Source organism: Nocardia sp. NPDC004415, assembly GCF_053602435.1.
Genome location: NZ_JBSGDP010000020.1, coordinates 18,872 through 32,808, shown reverse-complemented (window position 1 = coordinate 32,808; position 13,937 = coordinate 18,872). Strand labels below are relative to the sequence as shown.

The 13,937-nt window shown below is 70.0% G+C and carries 13 protein-coding genes; 6 read left to right on the top strand and 7 right to left on the bottom strand.

The features are described 5' to 3' along the window. Positions 1 to 29 precede the first annotated feature (29 nt). Positions 30 to 1,352, bottom strand: coding sequence for a family 1 glycosylhydrolase (locus tag ACWEMY_RS12485; protein WP_452390099.1), 1,323 nt, complete (start codon positions 1,350 to 1,352; stop codon positions 30 to 32). A gap of 292 nt (positions 1,353 to 1,644) precedes the next feature. On the opposite strand from ACWEMY_RS12485, the gene ACWEMY_RS12480 reads away from it, so the two are divergent. Together ACWEMY_RS12480 and ACWEMY_RS12475 are read left to right on the top strand one after the other, a co-directional pair. Then, a complete protein-coding gene (locus ACWEMY_RS12480) occupies positions 1,645 to 2,127 on the top strand; it encodes a nitroreductase family deazaflavin-dependent oxidoreductase (protein ID WP_452390098.1) in 483 nt (160 codons plus the stop codon). Positions 2,128 to 2,245: 118 nt separating this feature from the next. Beyond that, positions 2,246 to 2,590, top strand: a complete 345-nt coding sequence (locus ACWEMY_RS12475) for a hypothetical protein (protein WP_452390097.1) — start codon at positions 2,246 to 2,248, stop codon at positions 2,588 to 2,590. A gap of 34 nt (positions 2,591 to 2,624) precedes the next feature. On the opposite strand, the gene ACWEMY_RS12470 is transcribed toward ACWEMY_RS12475, so the two are convergent. Next, the gene (locus ACWEMY_RS12470; RefSeq protein WP_452390096.1) at positions 2,625 to 3,830 is read right to left on the bottom strand and encodes a site-specific integrase; all 1,206 of its coding nucleotides are present in this window, start codon (positions 3,828 to 3,830) and stop codon (positions 2,625 to 2,627) included. A gap of 63 nt (positions 3,831 to 3,893) precedes the next feature. Then, positions 3,894 to 4,133 carry a hypothetical protein gene (locus tag ACWEMY_RS12465; protein WP_452390095.1) on the bottom strand — a complete coding sequence of 80 codons (240 nt, stop codon included), beginning with the start codon at positions 4,131 to 4,133 and terminating at the stop codon, positions 3,894 to 3,896. 103 nt (positions 4,134 to 4,236) lie between these two features. Here ACWEMY_RS12465 and ACWEMY_RS12460 point away from each other — a divergent pair, with 103 nt between their 5' ends. Beyond that, complete coding sequence (locus ACWEMY_RS12460; protein WP_452390094.1) at positions 4,237 to 4,794, top strand: hypothetical protein; 558 nt, start codon at positions 4,237 to 4,239, stop codon at positions 4,792 to 4,794. A gap of 3 nt (positions 4,795 to 4,797) precedes the next feature. Here ACWEMY_RS12460 and ACWEMY_RS12455 read toward each other — a convergent pair whose 3' ends face one another. Beyond that, positions 4,798 to 5,496, bottom strand: a complete 699-nt coding sequence (locus ACWEMY_RS12455) for a winged helix-turn-helix transcriptional regulator (protein WP_452390093.1) — start codon at positions 5,494 to 5,496, stop codon at positions 4,798 to 4,800. 90 nt (positions 5,497 to 5,586) lie between these two features. Between ACWEMY_RS12455 and ACWEMY_RS12450 the strand changes: the two genes are divergently transcribed. Beyond that, positions 5,587 to 6,708, top strand: a complete 1,122-nt coding sequence (locus tag ACWEMY_RS12450) for an acyl-CoA dehydrogenase family protein (protein WP_452390092.1) — start codon at positions 5,587 to 5,589, stop codon at positions 6,706 to 6,708. Here ACWEMY_RS12450 and ACWEMY_RS12445 read toward each other — a convergent pair whose 3' ends face one another. Both ACWEMY_RS12445 and ACWEMY_RS12440 read right to left on the bottom strand, forming a co-directional pair. Next, entirely contained in the window at positions 6,709 to 7,659 is a 951-nt protein-coding gene (locus ACWEMY_RS12445; RefSeq protein ID WP_452390091.1) for an aminoglycoside phosphotransferase family protein, read from the bottom strand. 33 nt (positions 7,660 to 7,692) lie between these two features. Beyond that, on the bottom strand, positions 7,693 to 8,268 hold the full coding sequence (locus ACWEMY_RS12440) for a helix-turn-helix domain-containing protein (protein WP_452390090.1): 576 nt from the start codon (positions 8,266 to 8,268) through the stop codon (positions 7,693 to 7,695). A gap of 61 nt (positions 8,269 to 8,329) precedes the next feature. Between ACWEMY_RS12440 and ACWEMY_RS12435 the strand changes: the two genes are divergently transcribed. Beyond that, positions 8,330 to 9,283, top strand: coding sequence for a TauD/TfdA dioxygenase family protein (locus tag ACWEMY_RS12435; RefSeq protein ID WP_452390089.1), 954 nt, complete (start codon positions 8,330 to 8,332; stop codon positions 9,281 to 9,283). A gap of 64 nt (positions 9,284 to 9,347) precedes the next feature. Beyond that, entirely contained in the window at positions 9,348 to 12,905 is a 3,558-nt protein-coding gene (locus ACWEMY_RS12430; protein WP_452390088.1) for a carboxylesterase family protein, read from the top strand. Between the two features lie 18 nt (positions 12,906 to 12,923). Here ACWEMY_RS12430 and ACWEMY_RS12425 read toward each other — a convergent pair whose 3' ends face one another. Then, positions 12,924 to 13,925: a helix-turn-helix transcriptional regulator gene (locus tag ACWEMY_RS12425; RefSeq protein ID WP_452390087.1), complete on the bottom strand. Its 1,002-nt coding sequence runs from the start codon at positions 13,923 to 13,925 to the stop codon at positions 12,924 to 12,926. Positions 13,926 to 13,937 lie beyond the last annotated feature (12 nt).

Sequence of the window (13,937 nt, the reverse complement as noted above, 5' to 3'; positions counted from 1 at the left end):
CACGCGCGCCGCCGAATTCGCGATCGGCGTCAGCCGGGGACGGTCACCGGGTCGGTGCAGCTGTACGGCGCGTCCACCAGTGAGCATGCCGCCACCGGTCGGGTGGGCCGGTAGCCGGGGGCGACGCCGTCGGCCGCGGTGATCTCCCGGTAGGCAGCGACCGCGTCGGTGGGCCTGCGGGTCAGGGTCGGGTCGGTCAGCACGTCGACCGTGTACAGGCCGAAACGCGGTGTGTAGGAACCCCATTCGTAGTTGTCGGTGAGACTCCAGTAGTTGTAGCCGATCAGCGGGATGCCGTCGGTCACCGCCCGCTGCAGCCAGTACACCGTGTCGCGCAGCGAGTCCGCCCTGGTGTAGCCGTCGGCGCGGGGCAGGCCGTTCTCGGTGGGGATGCCGTTCTCGACGATGTAGAGCGGCTTGCCGGGGAACCGGCGCGCGTAGTGGTCGAGGGCGTAGTAGATGCCTTCGGCCTGCAACGGCAGGGTCCAGAGCCGGTCGAGGTCGGGCACCCGCAGGTCGGTGGGGGAGAAGCCGTAGTAGTAGTCGATGCCGATGTAGTCCAGCCGCGATGCCATCCGATCCAGCAGCGCGCCGCTGATCGCGTCGTCGACCGCCGGGATGTAGGCGACATTGCTGGTGACCAGCGCACCCGGCTGCACCGCGTGGATGTGGTCGTAGATGCTGTTGTGCGCCTGGGCGATCCGCTCGGCCATCACCGGCAGCTCGGCCGGGCCGATGCCGCCGTGGCGCAGTTCGTTGACCAGATACATGGTCGGCTCGTTGAAGCTCACCCACAGCGGGTCGGTGCCGGCGAAGCGGTCGACCACGCGGCGGGCGTTGCTCAGCCAGTTCGCCACCATCTCCGGGTCGCGCCAGCCGCCCCGATCGGCGGCCCAGCCGGGATAGACCCAGTGGTCGAGGGTGAGCATCGGGCGCATGCCCGCGGCGACGATCGCGGCGACGACCTCGTCGTAGAAGGCGAGTCCGTCCTCGTCCCAGACGCCCAGTTGCGGCTGTACCCGGGCCCATTCGATGCCGACGCGGTACACCCGCACCCCGAGGTCGGCGGCGAGCGCGATGTCGGAGCGGAACCGGTGGCGGAAGTCCACGGAGTCCAGATAGGGATCCTCGGTACCGCCGGACTCGGCGTACCGGCGCCAATTGCTGTCCGGCGCATCCCCTTCGGACTGGAATCCGGAAGCGGCCACACCCCAGAGGAATTCGGGAGGTAGCGGGGCGAGCTGCGCGGGCGCGGGTGGTCGGGCGAGCGCGGGGGAGGTGCTGGTGGTGAGAAGTGCCGCGGCGGTCAGGGCGACCGTGGCGAGAAGGCGGCGACCGCTGGGGGAGGGCATGGCACTCCTGGCAGTTCGAAGGGCGGGGGAGTGCGTTTCAGTGTGCGGTATCGACGGCGGGGAATGCGGGAGGAACCTGGGCGCGGCGTCATCGAGTCATTGATCAAAATAACATTGCCTTACGTAGATATGCGCATCTACCTATGTATCTCACCCTCCATCATCCAGGCCAGCAAGCTCTCGACATGTCCTCACCTACACAACGCCCTTGCTCAGGAGGAGAGGGGTGAGTTGCCTCTCAGGAACGCCCCGCGAGTGGGTGCTGAGGGCTCGCTCGAGCCAGGATTCGAGGATGGTGTGGAATCCCTTGCCGGGTATCGCGCGGGTGTTCGCCGAACAGCCGTGGGTGATGCGTGGGGCCGGCGTCGTCTTGCCGACCGAGCGGTTGCTGCGCAGACTCAGTGGCGGCCGGTGGGGTGTCCTCGACCTGGCGGGGCTGCCGTCGATCGAGATCACCGTGGTCGGGCGCAAGTCGGGTCAACCGCGCACGACCTCGCTGCTGTGTGTGCCCGACGGCGACGGCTTCTACCTGGTCGGCTCGAACTGGGGCCGCCCCGAACATCCGGCCTGGTCGGCCAACCTGCGCGCGTCCCGTACCGCGGCGGCCCGCTACGACGGCAGCGCCTCGTTCCCGGTGACGGTCACCGAGATCACCGGCGTGGAGCGCAAGCGCGTCTGGGACCTGGTGGTCGAGTTCTGGCCCGGCTACGAGATGGAGTTCCAACGCTCCGGCGGCCGCGAGTTCCGCATCTTCCGCCTGGACCGCATCCTCTGAACCGCTCACTGATCGGTGCCGATACCGGTCGCCGTCGGCGCGCGACACCCTGTCCTGAACCCTGAGTCCGCGACAAGGACTTGCATCCTGTACCGGGGTACAGGCTTACCTTCGAAGTATGACGATTTCACCGGTTCAAGGCGACTGGGTGCCCGGCGCGTGCACCCTGCCCACCGTGGAGCAGCCTCTCCGGGTTGCCGAGTTCGACGAGTTGTTCACCACCAGTGCCCGCACCACCCGCCGCCCTGCCCCGGACCGGTTCGAGATCGTCCTCGACCCGGCCGCGGCGGAGCGGGCCCGGGCGCTGGCCGCCCGCGAGAGTAGCTGCTGCTCGTTCTTCATCTTCCACCTCACCACCACCGCCGAGGGGCTGGTGTTGGGAGTCGAAGTCCCGCCGGCCTATATCGAGGTGCTCGACGCCTTCGCCGTGCGCACCGACACCGCGATCGGCACGAACCGATGAACGGCCTACTTCGGCGCTTGCTAGCGGAACCCGCTCACAGGCCGAGTTTGGTGACGGCGTTGTCGTCGAGGGGGTTGGCGGTGCGGATGTAGCCGTGGACGGTGCGTGGGTTGGCCCAGCGGCCCTGGCGCATGATTTCGCGGTCGCTGGCGCCGCCGAGGGCGGCTTGGGTGGCGAAGCCGGCACGGAGGGAGTGGCCGGAGAAGAGGTCGGGGTCCAGGCCCGCGCGGGCGGCATAGCGTTTGACGAGTTCGGCGACGGCGCGGCCGGACAGGGCGGTGGGGCCGATGGAGCCGTGCCGGTTGACGGTCGGGAGCAGCGGGCGGTGCGGCTCGGCGCTCAGGGGCGTGCCGGTGAAGCCGTGGCAGCGGTGGATCGCGGGGTCGGTCGCGGTGTTCTCGCCGGTCCAGGCGCGGGTGGCGGGGTCACCGCCCGCGGCGTGAATCTCGAGCAGCCGGACCCAGTCGGCGTAGGCGCAGACGGGGCAGGTGCGGGGATGGGTGCCGCGGGGGAGGGCTACGCGTTGTTCGGCGGCACCGGTGGGGTCGGTCTTGGTGGTGGGCAGGTGCACGATCAGCAGGGGTTCGCCGGTGGTGTGATCGGTGCGCACGTGGACGTCGCTGATCCGCAGTCCGGCGAGTTCGCTGCGGCGCAGCGCGCCGGCGAAGCCGATCAGCAGGGCGAGCCGGTCGCGGCGGCGGGCGGGTTCGGTGGGCCAGCCGGGGGCGGGCAGTGCGGTGAGCAGCTGGTCGAGGGTGTGCAGCAGGACCGGTCGTTTGCGGGTGGGTGGCGTGCGGCGGGTGCGGCGGATGCCGCGCAGGGTGAGCCGGACGACGTCGGATCGCGTCGGGGAGGGCAGGCCGTTGGCGGCGTGGACGGCGGCCACGGCGGCGGATTTGCGGTCCAGGGTCGCGGGGCTGAAGGCCCAGCTGCCGTTGTCGCGGCGGGTGTCGGCGCAGGCGGCCAGGTAGACGGCGAGGTCGAGTGGGTCGGCGGGCAGGGCCTGCCGGTGTTCGGCCTGGCACCAGCCCGCCCAGGCGATCCAGTCGGTGCGGTAGGCGCGCAGGGTGTTGGCCGATTGCGAGGCTTCCAGGTAGCGGCTCAGCGCGCCGGCCTGCTGGTCGTCGAATCGTTCGCGGACCAGGCGCAGGGCGGCGGTGTCGACCAGGACGCTGCGCACTCCCCGGCGCAGTTCGGTGCGGACCTGTTCGGGTACTACGACCGCCGCGTCGCCGTCCACGCCCCTCCTGGGTGAATCAGTGTGCCGCCGATGACGTGTCGATCGTAGTCGCCTGCGCCGTGGTCACGGCATTTCGGCGAGTTCGGCGAGCTGGGTGTGGATGTAGGCGGCGAGGCGGTGCCGGGCGGCGGTGGTGAGGAAACTGGTGTCGCCGAGTCGCGGAAAATGGTCGTCGACGGTGTCGGTGGGGGCTTCGGTGGTGTCGGGCGAATCGCCGACTAGTTCGAGACGTGCCGGATGCTGCTGGGGGAGAGGAACATTCGGTTCGTCCGGGTCGGTGGTTGCTGCTCCGGTACGTACCATGCCCAGACCATAACGTTTTGATTGCGACCGTTGCCAACATGATAGGCCCCGGAGTGATGACCGCCACGTTTTGCCGCGCGCGGTTCTGACCGATCATGGATCGATGCTGTTCGTCCTCGCCGATGGTGAGATCCGCTACGCGAACTACCCTTTCGCCGGTGCGTCCGTGTATCCCGAGGGCGTGGTGACCGCCGCCGAGATCCGCGATGCCGATCCGCGCGGCTGGCCCCCGGAAGTCCGGACCGTGCACGGCGAGACCCTGTTCCTGCCGCGGGTGGACGAGGCGGAGTTGGTGGAGTTCTGCACCGTCAACGCGATCGCGGTGCGCCGGCGTCCCGATGTGTGGTCCGACCTGCTGGAACCCTTCCTGGATACGACCTTCGACCCGGAACACCAGCGAGCGACCGAGCAGCGGTTGCGGCGCGCGGGCCTTTCGGCGGCGCAGATCGTGGCGATCCGGCAGCACGTCGAGCGGGCGATGCTGTCCTACAACTTCGACAGCATGCTGTGGGATTGGGTGAATCTGGGCCTGTTCGAGCTGCTCTCGGCCGCGGCCGGAGTGCTGGCCCGGCCCGAGGCCGCCGCGTCGCTGGGTGACCCGGTGCGGCTGTACGGGTGGGCGATGCGGATCGCCGAGGGGCAGGCCGATGACCTCCGGTGAGGGTCAGGACGCGCGGGCGGCCGGTTCGGGTGAGGCGGCCTCGCGCACGTAGTCCGCGACGGGGCTGAGCTGCAGGACGGCGGGCATCCGGCGGGTGAGTGCGGGCAGGCCGTGGAACCGGACGCGGCCGGTGCGCTGGGCGTGGACGAGTGGCATGCGGCCCAGCCACACTTCGTAGAGTCCGGCGACATCGGCGACCACGGTGACGTCGACCGGGTAGCCGGGGTCGGTTTCGCAGACCGACGGGATGCCCGCTTCGATGACGATCCAGAACCGGCGCACGTCGTCGGTGAACCGGATCTGCAGTACCTGGCGGCGGCCGGGCAGGACGGTGGTGTCGAGGCGCTGGTGCATCCACCACACCAGCAGGGTGGCGTCGAGTTCGTCTTCGCGGGGTGCGCCGAAGGTCCAGCGTGCGCCCCATTCGCCCAGACCGAACAGGATCGGTTCGAGCGCGCTGCCCGCTTCGGTGAGCAGGTGCTCGGTGCCGATCTTCTCGAGCAGTCCCGCGCGTTCGAATTGGCGCAGGCGTTTGGCGAGCAGGCTGCGCGACAGGCCCGGTAGCCCGCGGGCCAGGTCGTTGAAGCGGGTGGTGCCGACGAACAGATCTCGCAGGATGAGCAGTGACCAGCGCTCGCCGAGCACGTCGAGCGCGCGGGAGATCGGGCAGTACTGGCCATACGCTGCGGTGGGGTCTGTCATGGTCACCTCGTCGACGGGGTCTATTTCTTGTACCGGGTGGGTCCATTTTCTGGACTATCTGGTTATCGCGGCGCTTTCTACGTTCGAAACATGACTTCCACAATTTCTGACTCCACCTCCGTCGTCGACCGCGTCGCCCTGGCCCGCGAGATCGGCGAATCCCTGCGTCCCGAGGTCCCCGAGCGGGACCGCACCGGCGAGATCTCGGTCGCCGCGTTCGACCTGTTGCGGTCGAGCGGTTTGTCGGCGGCTCTGGTGCCCGTCGAGTTCGGGGGCGGTGGTGCCTCCCATGCCGAGATGGGCGCGATCCTGCGCGAGCTGGGCCGACACGATCCGTCGACCGCGGTGGCCTTCGCCATGCATTCGCATCTGGTGGCCGCGCAGGTGTGGCGGCACAAGCACGGTGTGGACGCCTCGGCGGTGTTCGCGAAGGTGGCCGCGGGGGCGATCCTGGTGAGTACGGGCGCTTCGGACTGGGTCGATTCCAACGGCGAGGCCGTGCGGGTCGACGGTGGTTATCGGGTCGGTGCGCGCAAGGCGCCGGCCAGTGGCTGCGAGGTCGGCGATGTGCTGGTGACCAGTGTGCGCTGCGGTGACGAGGTGCTGCACTGCGCGATTCCGATGTCCGCGCCGGGTGTGCGGATCGAGAAGACCTGGGACGCTTTCGGTTTGCGTGCGAGCGGTTCGCACACGGTGGTGCTGGAGGAGGTGTTCGTCCCGGATGCGACGGTGTCGATGGTGCGTCCGGCCGGGGTGTGGCCGCCGGTGCTGAATGTGGTGATCGGGGCGGCGTTGCCGCTGGTGCTGGCGGCCTATCTCGGTGTGGCCGATGCCGCGGTGGAGTTGACGGCGGGGCTGCTGGCGGGCCGTTCGGAGCCGCACACCGTGCAGTCGGCTGGCGAGATGCTCAATGCCTACACCACGGCCGCGGATCTGATCGCGGCGATGTTCGGTGATTCCGACGACCTGATGTTCCCGAGCACGGAGGAGTACGCGTCGCGGACGTTGAGCCGCAAGACCGTCGCGGCGGACGCATTGATCACCACGGTCCGGCTGGCGATCGAAACCACCGGCGGGGCGGGCTATTCCCGGACCTGCGAACTGGAACGTCTCTACCGCGATGTGCACGGCTGCCAGTTCCATCCGCTGCCGCGGGCCAAGCAGACCCGTTTCAGCGGCCGGGTACTGCTCGGGCACGGCCCGCTGGGCTGATCAGTCGAACAGTCCACCGGCGAAGGGCTGGGTGCGCCAGTGCTCGATCGCGGGGGCCAGTGCGTCGCCGAGGATCGGTTGTTCGGCGACCAGCGGCAGGCAGGCGATGGTGCGGGCCGTGCCGACCGCTTCGACGAACCGCAGGACGCGCGGGTCGAGCCGGCGCAGGCCGAGGCGGTCGGCGGCGGTGTCGTAGGCCGCCGCCACGTCGGGTCCGAAGGCGGCGAGATCCCATTCGACGGGGCCGAGGGTGGCGAGTTCGAAATCGGCGTGGAGCGGGCCGTCGACGGTGGTGACGAGGTTGTAGGCGGGCGCGTCGCCGTGGAGGGGTTGCAGGTCGGTGCCGGGGAATTCGGCGTCGAAGGCGGCGCGGGAGGTGACGAGGGGTTCGAGTCGTTGCCATTCGCGTCGCGCGCGCTCGAGGTCTTCGGCGGGCAGCAGGTCGGGGAATTGTGCGAGCACGTCGTAGGAGGGGGTGATCGTGTGGGGTTCGGCGGCGGACAGGAACGGGAGTTCGCCGGGGTAGTCGCGCAGGGCGCGGTGCAGGTCGGCGACGAGGGCGGCGTGGTGGAGGTAGTCCGGTGCGGCGGCGGGATCGCGGTCGACGTAGCGCCAGAAGGTCATCGAGAAGCCGTCGCGCCGGACGGGTTGGGCGGGGACGAGCGGGCTCGGCGCGATCACCGGGATGTGCCGGGAGTCCAGCCAGCGCACCACGTCGAGTTCGGTGCGCTGACGGCGGGCGAGTCCGTCGAGGTCGCTGCCCGGTGCGAGCACGGTCGGCACCCGCACCACGACCGGCGCCGGAGCCAGATGCACCACGACGGAGAAGATGTCGTGCAGTACGACCGGGTCGCGCACGGTCAGGCCGTGTTCGCGGCCCGCGGCGACGGCGGCCGAGACGGCGCGTGCGGTGCGGGTGGCGAGCTGGTCGGCGGTCATGGCGGCGGGCATGCCGGGGATGGTGTCATGCGGGGGTGGCGGGTGCTAGGGGTTTTCGTCGAGCATGCGGGTGGCGCGGGCGGTGACATCGCGGCGCAGTTCGTCTTCGGGCAGGTTGTCGAGGCCGGTGGCGGCGCGCAGGAACGGGCCGAGCATTTCCCAGCCGACCAGCAGCGCGGCGGCATTGGCGGCGGCGAGGGCGGCGGTGCGGTCGTCGGCGCCGGTGGCGGCGGCACGGTCGACGAGTGCGGTCATGATCGGGAAGCGTTGTTGCAGGCGGCCGACGGGGTAGCCGTCGAGGAGGCAGCGGACCAGGACGGTGAGGTGTCTGCGGGTGTCGGGGTCGGTCGGGGTGGTTCCGGTGAGGTCGGTGTCGGGGCCGTGCAGGTCGCCGAGGTGGTCGAGGACGGCGGCGACGAGGTTCTCCTTGGCGCCGAAGTGGCGGAAGACCAGGCCGTGGTTGACGCGGGCGCGGTCGGCGATGTTGCGGACCGAGGTGGCGGCGGGTCCGCGTTCGGCGAACAGGTCGGCGGCGTGGTGCAGCAGTGCGGAGCGCACGGCGTCGCGGCCGGTGGGAATTGGAATCGGGTCGATTCGATTCGTCGTCGGGGGTGTAGTCATGTGACTACGGTAGTCCGTACGCACTTGTAGTCATGCGACTACATGAGACGAGGAGAGCCGAATGTCCGAATCCACCGCGGTCGCAGCGCCGGAAACCCCCAGCGTGCGACCGTTTCCGCTGCCCGGCTATTCCGTCTCCGTCGGCCCGTTCTCGCATCTGCGCGCCGAGCGGGAGCGGCTGGCAGCGCTGCGCTGGCAGCATTTCGACGCCCAGCAGGTGGGTGCCACCCTCGGAGCGGAGATCAGCGGCATCGATCTGACCGTCACCCAGCCGGGCGAGGTCATCGAGGAGTTGCGGCAGGCGCTGCACGACTACAAGGTGCTGTTCTTCCGCGACCAGCCGCTCACCCCGGCCCAACACGTCGGTTTCGCGCAGCGTTTCGGCGACCTCGAGATCCATCCCGCGCTGGCGGCCAGCGCCGAGCAGCCCGAGCTGGTGCGCTTCGAGAAGGGTTCGGAGATGGTCGGTGTGGAGAACGCCTGGCATCACGATGTCACCTGGCGTGAACGCCCCTCGCTGGGCGCGATCCTGCACGCGGTGGAGGTCCCCCCGATCGGCGGCGACACCCTGTTCGCGGACATGTACGCGGCCTACGACTCGCTCGACGAGGACACCCGGGCCGAGATCGACACCCTCGACGCCGTCCACGATTTCACCCGCGCGTTCGGCTTCCGTGCCTCACCGGAGCAGCAGGCCGCGATGCGCGAGCAGAACCCCTCCGTCCAGCACCCGGTGGTCGCCACCCACGCCGCGACGGGCCGCAGGCACCTGTATGTGAACCGTATCTTCACCGACCACATCGTCGGCTACGACGAAGAACGCAGCCGCGCCCTGATCGACCGCCTGGCCCGGCAGGCCGACTACCCCGAACACCAGGTCCGCCTGAAGTGGCGCCCCGACACCGTCGCGTTCTGGGACAACCGCGCCGTCCAGCACTACGCGGCCAGCGACTACTGGCCGCAACGCCGCATCGTCGAACGCGCCTCGATCACCGGACCCCGTCCCACCCGCTGATCCCGAACGTGTCGGTGCCCGGAGGTAGGGTTCGGGCACCGAAGCGAATCCAGGGGGTGGGGTTGTGGGGACGAGACCGTGTGTTCGGACGACAGCGGGAACGGTGCGGGGGCGGGTCGAGAACTCGGTTGCGGTGTTCCGCGGCATCCCCTACGCGCGACCACCGTTCGGCGCCTTGCGCTTTCGGCCGCCGGTCGCGGTTCCGGCGTGGGAGGGTGTGCGTGATGCGGGGGCGTTCGGCCCGGGCGTGCCGCAGGCGGGTCATCGCGGTGCGGTGATGACCGCGGTGGCCGGGGTCGTCGAGGACGGATCGGATGACTGTCTGTCGCTGAACGTCTGGTCGCCGGATCTCGGGGCCGGTGGGTTGCCGGTGATGGTGTGGATCCACGGTGGCGCCTACCTGGAAGGGCGTTCGGCGAATCCGCACTTCGATGCCGCGACGCTGTCGGCGTGCGGTGTGGTGGTGGTGAGCATGAACTACCGCACCGGATTCGAAGGTTTCGCCCACGTTGACGGTGCGCCGGACAACCGCGGTCTGCTCGACCAGGTCGCGGCATTGCGCTGGGTCCGGGACGAGATCGCGGCGTTCGGTGGTGATCCGGGCGCGGTCACCGTGTTCGGGCAGTCGGCCGGGGCGGGGTGTCTGGCTGCGCTGGTCATAATGCCGTCGGCGGCGGGCTTGTTCCGTCGGGCGATCGTCCAGAGCCTGCCGGGCACATTCTTCGCGCCGGAGTTGGCCGGTGCCGTGTCGACGGCGATCGCGGCGCAGGTAGGGGCCGCCACGTCGGTCACGGATCTGGCCTCTGTGCCCCCGCAGGTGCTGGTCGACGCGACGGCGGCGATCATCGCGACGATGCCCGGGCGCGTCGAGGTCTGGGGTCCGATGGCGACGACTCCGACACCGTTCTCGCCTGTCGTCGACGGTGAGGTACTTCCGCAGGATCCCTGGCGGGCACTCGCCGCGGGCGTCGGCCGGGATGTCGAGTTGCTCGTCGGGCACACCCGGGACGAGTACCGGTTGTTCACCGCGGATCTCGGCCGCACGGTGACCGACGCGGATGTGAAGTCCGACCTGGCGGTTCTCGCTCCGTCCTTGGATCCCGGCGTGTACCGGGCGGCCCACCCCGACGTCTCCTCCGTGTGGTTGCTCGAACTCGTACATGCCGACTGGCTGTTCCGCATGCCGAGCCTGCGACTGGCCGAAGCCCAGCACATTGGCGGCGGCGCCACCTGGACCTACGAGCTGTGCTGGGGCTACAACCGCGACGAAGACGCTTCCCACAGCCTCGACGTGTTGCTGGTCTTCGGCACCCTCACCGCCGACGAGATCCGCCACCACCCCACGGCCTACCCGCACGCGGCGGAGCAAGCCGACGAACTCGGCCTGCGAATGCGCACGGACTGGGTGAATTTCGCGACCACTGGTGACCCCGGGTGGGCTGCTTACACCCCCGCCACGCGGCGTACCCGCGTCTACACCGCGGAGCCGGCCGTCCGCGCCTACCCCGAGGAGATCTCCCGCCGGATCTGGCGCGACATCGAATTCGGCACCCTGTACCCCGTTCCTGGGACGACGGCCGATGCGGGCCTGCCGGTGTCACCGGAGCCGACTAGCCTGAGCGGGGTGACGAGCACCGAGTTGCCCTTCGGGTCCTGGCCGACTTCCATCACCTCCGAAAGTGTTGTCGCCGCGGCGGTCCGCCTGGGTGAGGTGCGGGTGGACGGGTCCGATGTGTACTGGTCGGAAGGTCGGCCCGCCGAGGGCGGCCGAACCCAGATCGTATGCCGCGCCGCCGACGGAACCCGGACCGACCTGCTGCCGTCGGGCATGGACGCGCGCACCGCCGTACACGAATACGGTGGCGCCGCCTGGTGGGTGCGCGACGGTGTGCTGTTCTTCGTGAACTGGGCCGATCAGCGCCTGTACCGGCTCGAACGCGACGGTGAGCCGGTCGCGGTGACTCCGGAGCCCGCTGTCTCGCGCGGCGACCGGTATGGTGACGGCGCGTTCGCTCCCGACGGGGCGAGCATCGTGGCGATCCGGGAGCGGCATCCGGTCGACGGGCGGGGCGCGGTGGATGTGCGCAATGAGATCGTGCGGCTGTCCGCCGACCGGCTTTCGGAGCCGGAGGTCCTGGTCAGCGGCCCGGATTTCGTCGTGTCCCCGCGAATCGACCCGTCCGGGACGCTGCTCGCCGTGGTGAGCTGGGATCATCCGTCGATGCCGTGGGACGACACCGTCTTGCGCGTGCGTGACCTGTCGACCGGTGCGGAAACCGTGGTGGCGGGCGGCCCCGGCGAGTCGGTGCAGGAACCGCGCTGGCAGGACGACGGGTCGCTGCTGTTCCTGTCCGATCGCAGCGGATGGTGGAACCTCTACCGGTGGACCGCGGGCGGTGCGGTCGAGGCGGTGATCCAGACCCACGCCGAGATCGGCGTGCCCGCCTGGCAATTGGGTTCGGCACGGTACGCGGTGCTCGGGGCCGACCACGGCATCGTGTTCGCGCGGTGGCGCGACGGCTACGACGGGCTCGCCGTGCGCCGCGCCGACGGGTCGATCACCGACCTGGAGCTGCCCTTCTCCGCCGTCTTCGCGCTCGTGCGAGCCGACGAGAATTCGGTGGTGTTCACGGCGGGCACGCCGACCACGGAACTCGGCGTCTACCGGCTCACCTTCGGCGGCTCGTCACCGGAACTCGAAGCCTTGCGCGCTCCCCGCGATCTCGGCCTCGACGCCGCCGACGTCTCGGTGCCCGAGCCGATCTCGTTCCCGTCGACCGACCTCGACGGCGTCCCCCGGACCGGGCACGCGTTGTTCTACCCGCCGACCAGCACCCGCCACCGCGGCCTCGACGGTGAACGTCCCCCGTTGCTGGTCATGATCCACGGCGGCCCGACCGCGCAGGCGCTGCCGGTGCTCGCGCCCTCGACCCAGTACTGGACCAGCCGCGGTTTCGCGGTCGTGGACGTGAATTACGGCGGCTCCACCGGTTACGGCCGCGCCTACCGCGACCTGCTGCACCAGGCCTGGGGCGTGGTCGATGTCGCCGACTGCATCGCCGCCGCGCGATGGCTGGCCGACACCGGTCGCGTCGACCCGCACCGGCTCGCCATCCGCGGCGGCTCGGCGGGTGGATACACCACCCTGGCCGCCCTCGCCCGCCCCGACACCCCGTTCTCCGCGGGCGCCGACCACTACGGTGTCGCCGACCTGGAAGCCCTCGCCGCCGACACCCACAAATTCGAGAGCCGCTACCTCGACGGCCTGATCGGCGACTACCCCGCCCAGCGCGACCGCTACCGCGAACGTTCCCCCATCCACCACATCGACCGCTTCCGCAGCCCTCTGATCGTGTTGCAGGGCAGCGAAGACGCGGTCGTCCCACCGAACCAGTCCGAAATGATCGTCGACGCACTGCGCGAACGCGGAATCCCCGTCGCCTACCTGCTCTTCGATGGCGAACAGCACGGCTTCCGCCGCGCCGAGAACATCCGCACCGCCCTGGACTCCGAACTGAGCTTCTACGCCCAGGTCTTCGGCTTCCCCCTCCCCGTCGGCGAAGGAATCGTCCCGGTCGAGGTGGAGAACTTCGCGAGTATCCGGGTGAGCGAACCGGGATGAGTCACACCGAATGACGGCTCACTCGGAATCTGTGGTCTGGATACCCGCGTAGCGGGCGGCGATGCGGTGGCAGGCGTCGAGGAGTTCGGGCGGGTGCAGTTCGGTGAGGTCGGTGTCGAAGGTGGCGAGAATTCCGGCGATACCGGCCCACGACCAGGCGCCGAGGGTGAGGCGGCAGTGTCCGGTGTCGAGGTGTTCGACCACGGAGCCGCCCGGTGCCCAGCGGGCCACGATGTGAGCCGGAAGGGCCAGGCGTGCGCTGCCGGTGCACGGCCAGGTGGCGGGGGTGTCGCCGCGGTCGTGGCTGCTCATGACGAAGTGCGCGAGATCGCCGTCAGGTAGTTCACGGGGTGCGAAACCTCGGGTGGTCGGCCGCGGGTGCAGCCGGTCCACCCGGTGGACTCGCCACCGGTGATCGGCCAGGTCGTAGGCGATGAGATACCACCGTCCCGCCCACACGACCAGGTGGTGGGGTTCGAGGCGGCGGGCTGGCGTGAAGTCGGGTTCGCCCGGGTCCGGGCGGGTGCCGTCGGCGCGCAGCAGTTCGGCGAGGAGGATGTGGCGCCGTCGCACGGCGGTGCCGACGACGGTGAGCGCACCGGCGTCGATCGGGGGCGCGGGGAACTCCCAATAGTTCTGCAGTGTGGTCAGGCGCAGGGATTCCATGGCGGCGCGCAGCGTGTCCGGGATGGCTTGCTGCAGGGTGGTCAGGGCCCTGGCGGTGTCGTCCTGCAGGCCGAATACGGAGCTGGGTGCGGTTTGCAGCGCGATGGCGATCGCGAGGGCTTGGTCGTGGTCGAGTAGCAGGGGCGGCAGGGTGTGTCCGGTGCCGAGTCGATAGCCGCCGTCCGGGCCTCGGACGGTCAGGATCGGGTAGCCGAGTTCGCGCAAGGTGTCCAGGTCGCGGCGCACGGTGCGTTCGCTGACGGCGAGCCGGGCGGCGAGATCGCGGAGCTGCCATATCCGGCGTGAGCCGAGCAGCGACAGCAGCCGCAGTGCCCGGTGTGACGTACTGGCCATCGGTTCATCGTG

What these genes read in the sequence shown, in the direction of transcription:
- ACWEMY_RS12485 (WP_452390099.1), bottom strand. Translation starts at nt 1,352, where the DNA reads ATGCCCTCCCCCAGCGGTCGCCGCCTTCTCGCCACGGTCGCCCTGACC.
- ACWEMY_RS12480 (WP_452390098.1), top strand. Translation starts at nt 1,645, where the DNA reads ATGGTGTGGAATCCCTTGCCGGGTATCGCGCGGGTGTTCGCCGAACAG.
- ACWEMY_RS12475 (WP_452390097.1), top strand. Translation starts at nt 2,246, where the DNA reads ATGACGATTTCACCGGTTCAAGGCGACTGGGTGCCCGGCGCGTGCACC.
- ACWEMY_RS12465 (WP_452390095.1), bottom strand. Translation starts at nt 4,133, where the DNA reads ATGGTACGTACCGGAGCAGCAACCACCGACCCGGACGAACCGAATGTT.
- ACWEMY_RS12460 (WP_452390094.1), top strand. Translation starts at nt 4,237, where the DNA reads ATGCTGTTCGTCCTCGCCGATGGTGAGATCCGCTACGCGAACTACCCT.
- ACWEMY_RS12455 (WP_452390093.1), bottom strand. Translation starts at nt 5,496, where the DNA reads ATGACAGACCCCACCGCAGCGTATGGCCAGTACTGCCCGATCTCCCGC.
- ACWEMY_RS12450 (WP_452390092.1), top strand. Translation starts at nt 5,587, where the DNA reads ATGACTTCCACAATTTCTGACTCCACCTCCGTCGTCGACCGCGTCGCC.
- ACWEMY_RS12445 (WP_452390091.1), bottom strand. Translation starts at nt 7,659, where the DNA reads ATGCCCGCCGCCATGACCGCCGACCAGCTCGCCACCCGCACCGCACGC.
- ACWEMY_RS12440 (WP_452390090.1), bottom strand. Translation starts at nt 8,268, where the DNA reads ATGACTACACCCCCGACGACGAATCGAATCGACCCGATTCCAATTCCC.
- ACWEMY_RS12435 (WP_452390089.1), top strand. Translation starts at nt 8,330, where the DNA reads ATGTCCGAATCCACCGCGGTCGCAGCGCCGGAAACCCCCAGCGTGCGA.
- ACWEMY_RS12425 (WP_452390087.1), bottom strand. Translation starts at nt 13,925, where the DNA reads ATGGCCAGTACGTCACACCGGGCACTGCGGCTGCTGTCGCTGCTCGGC.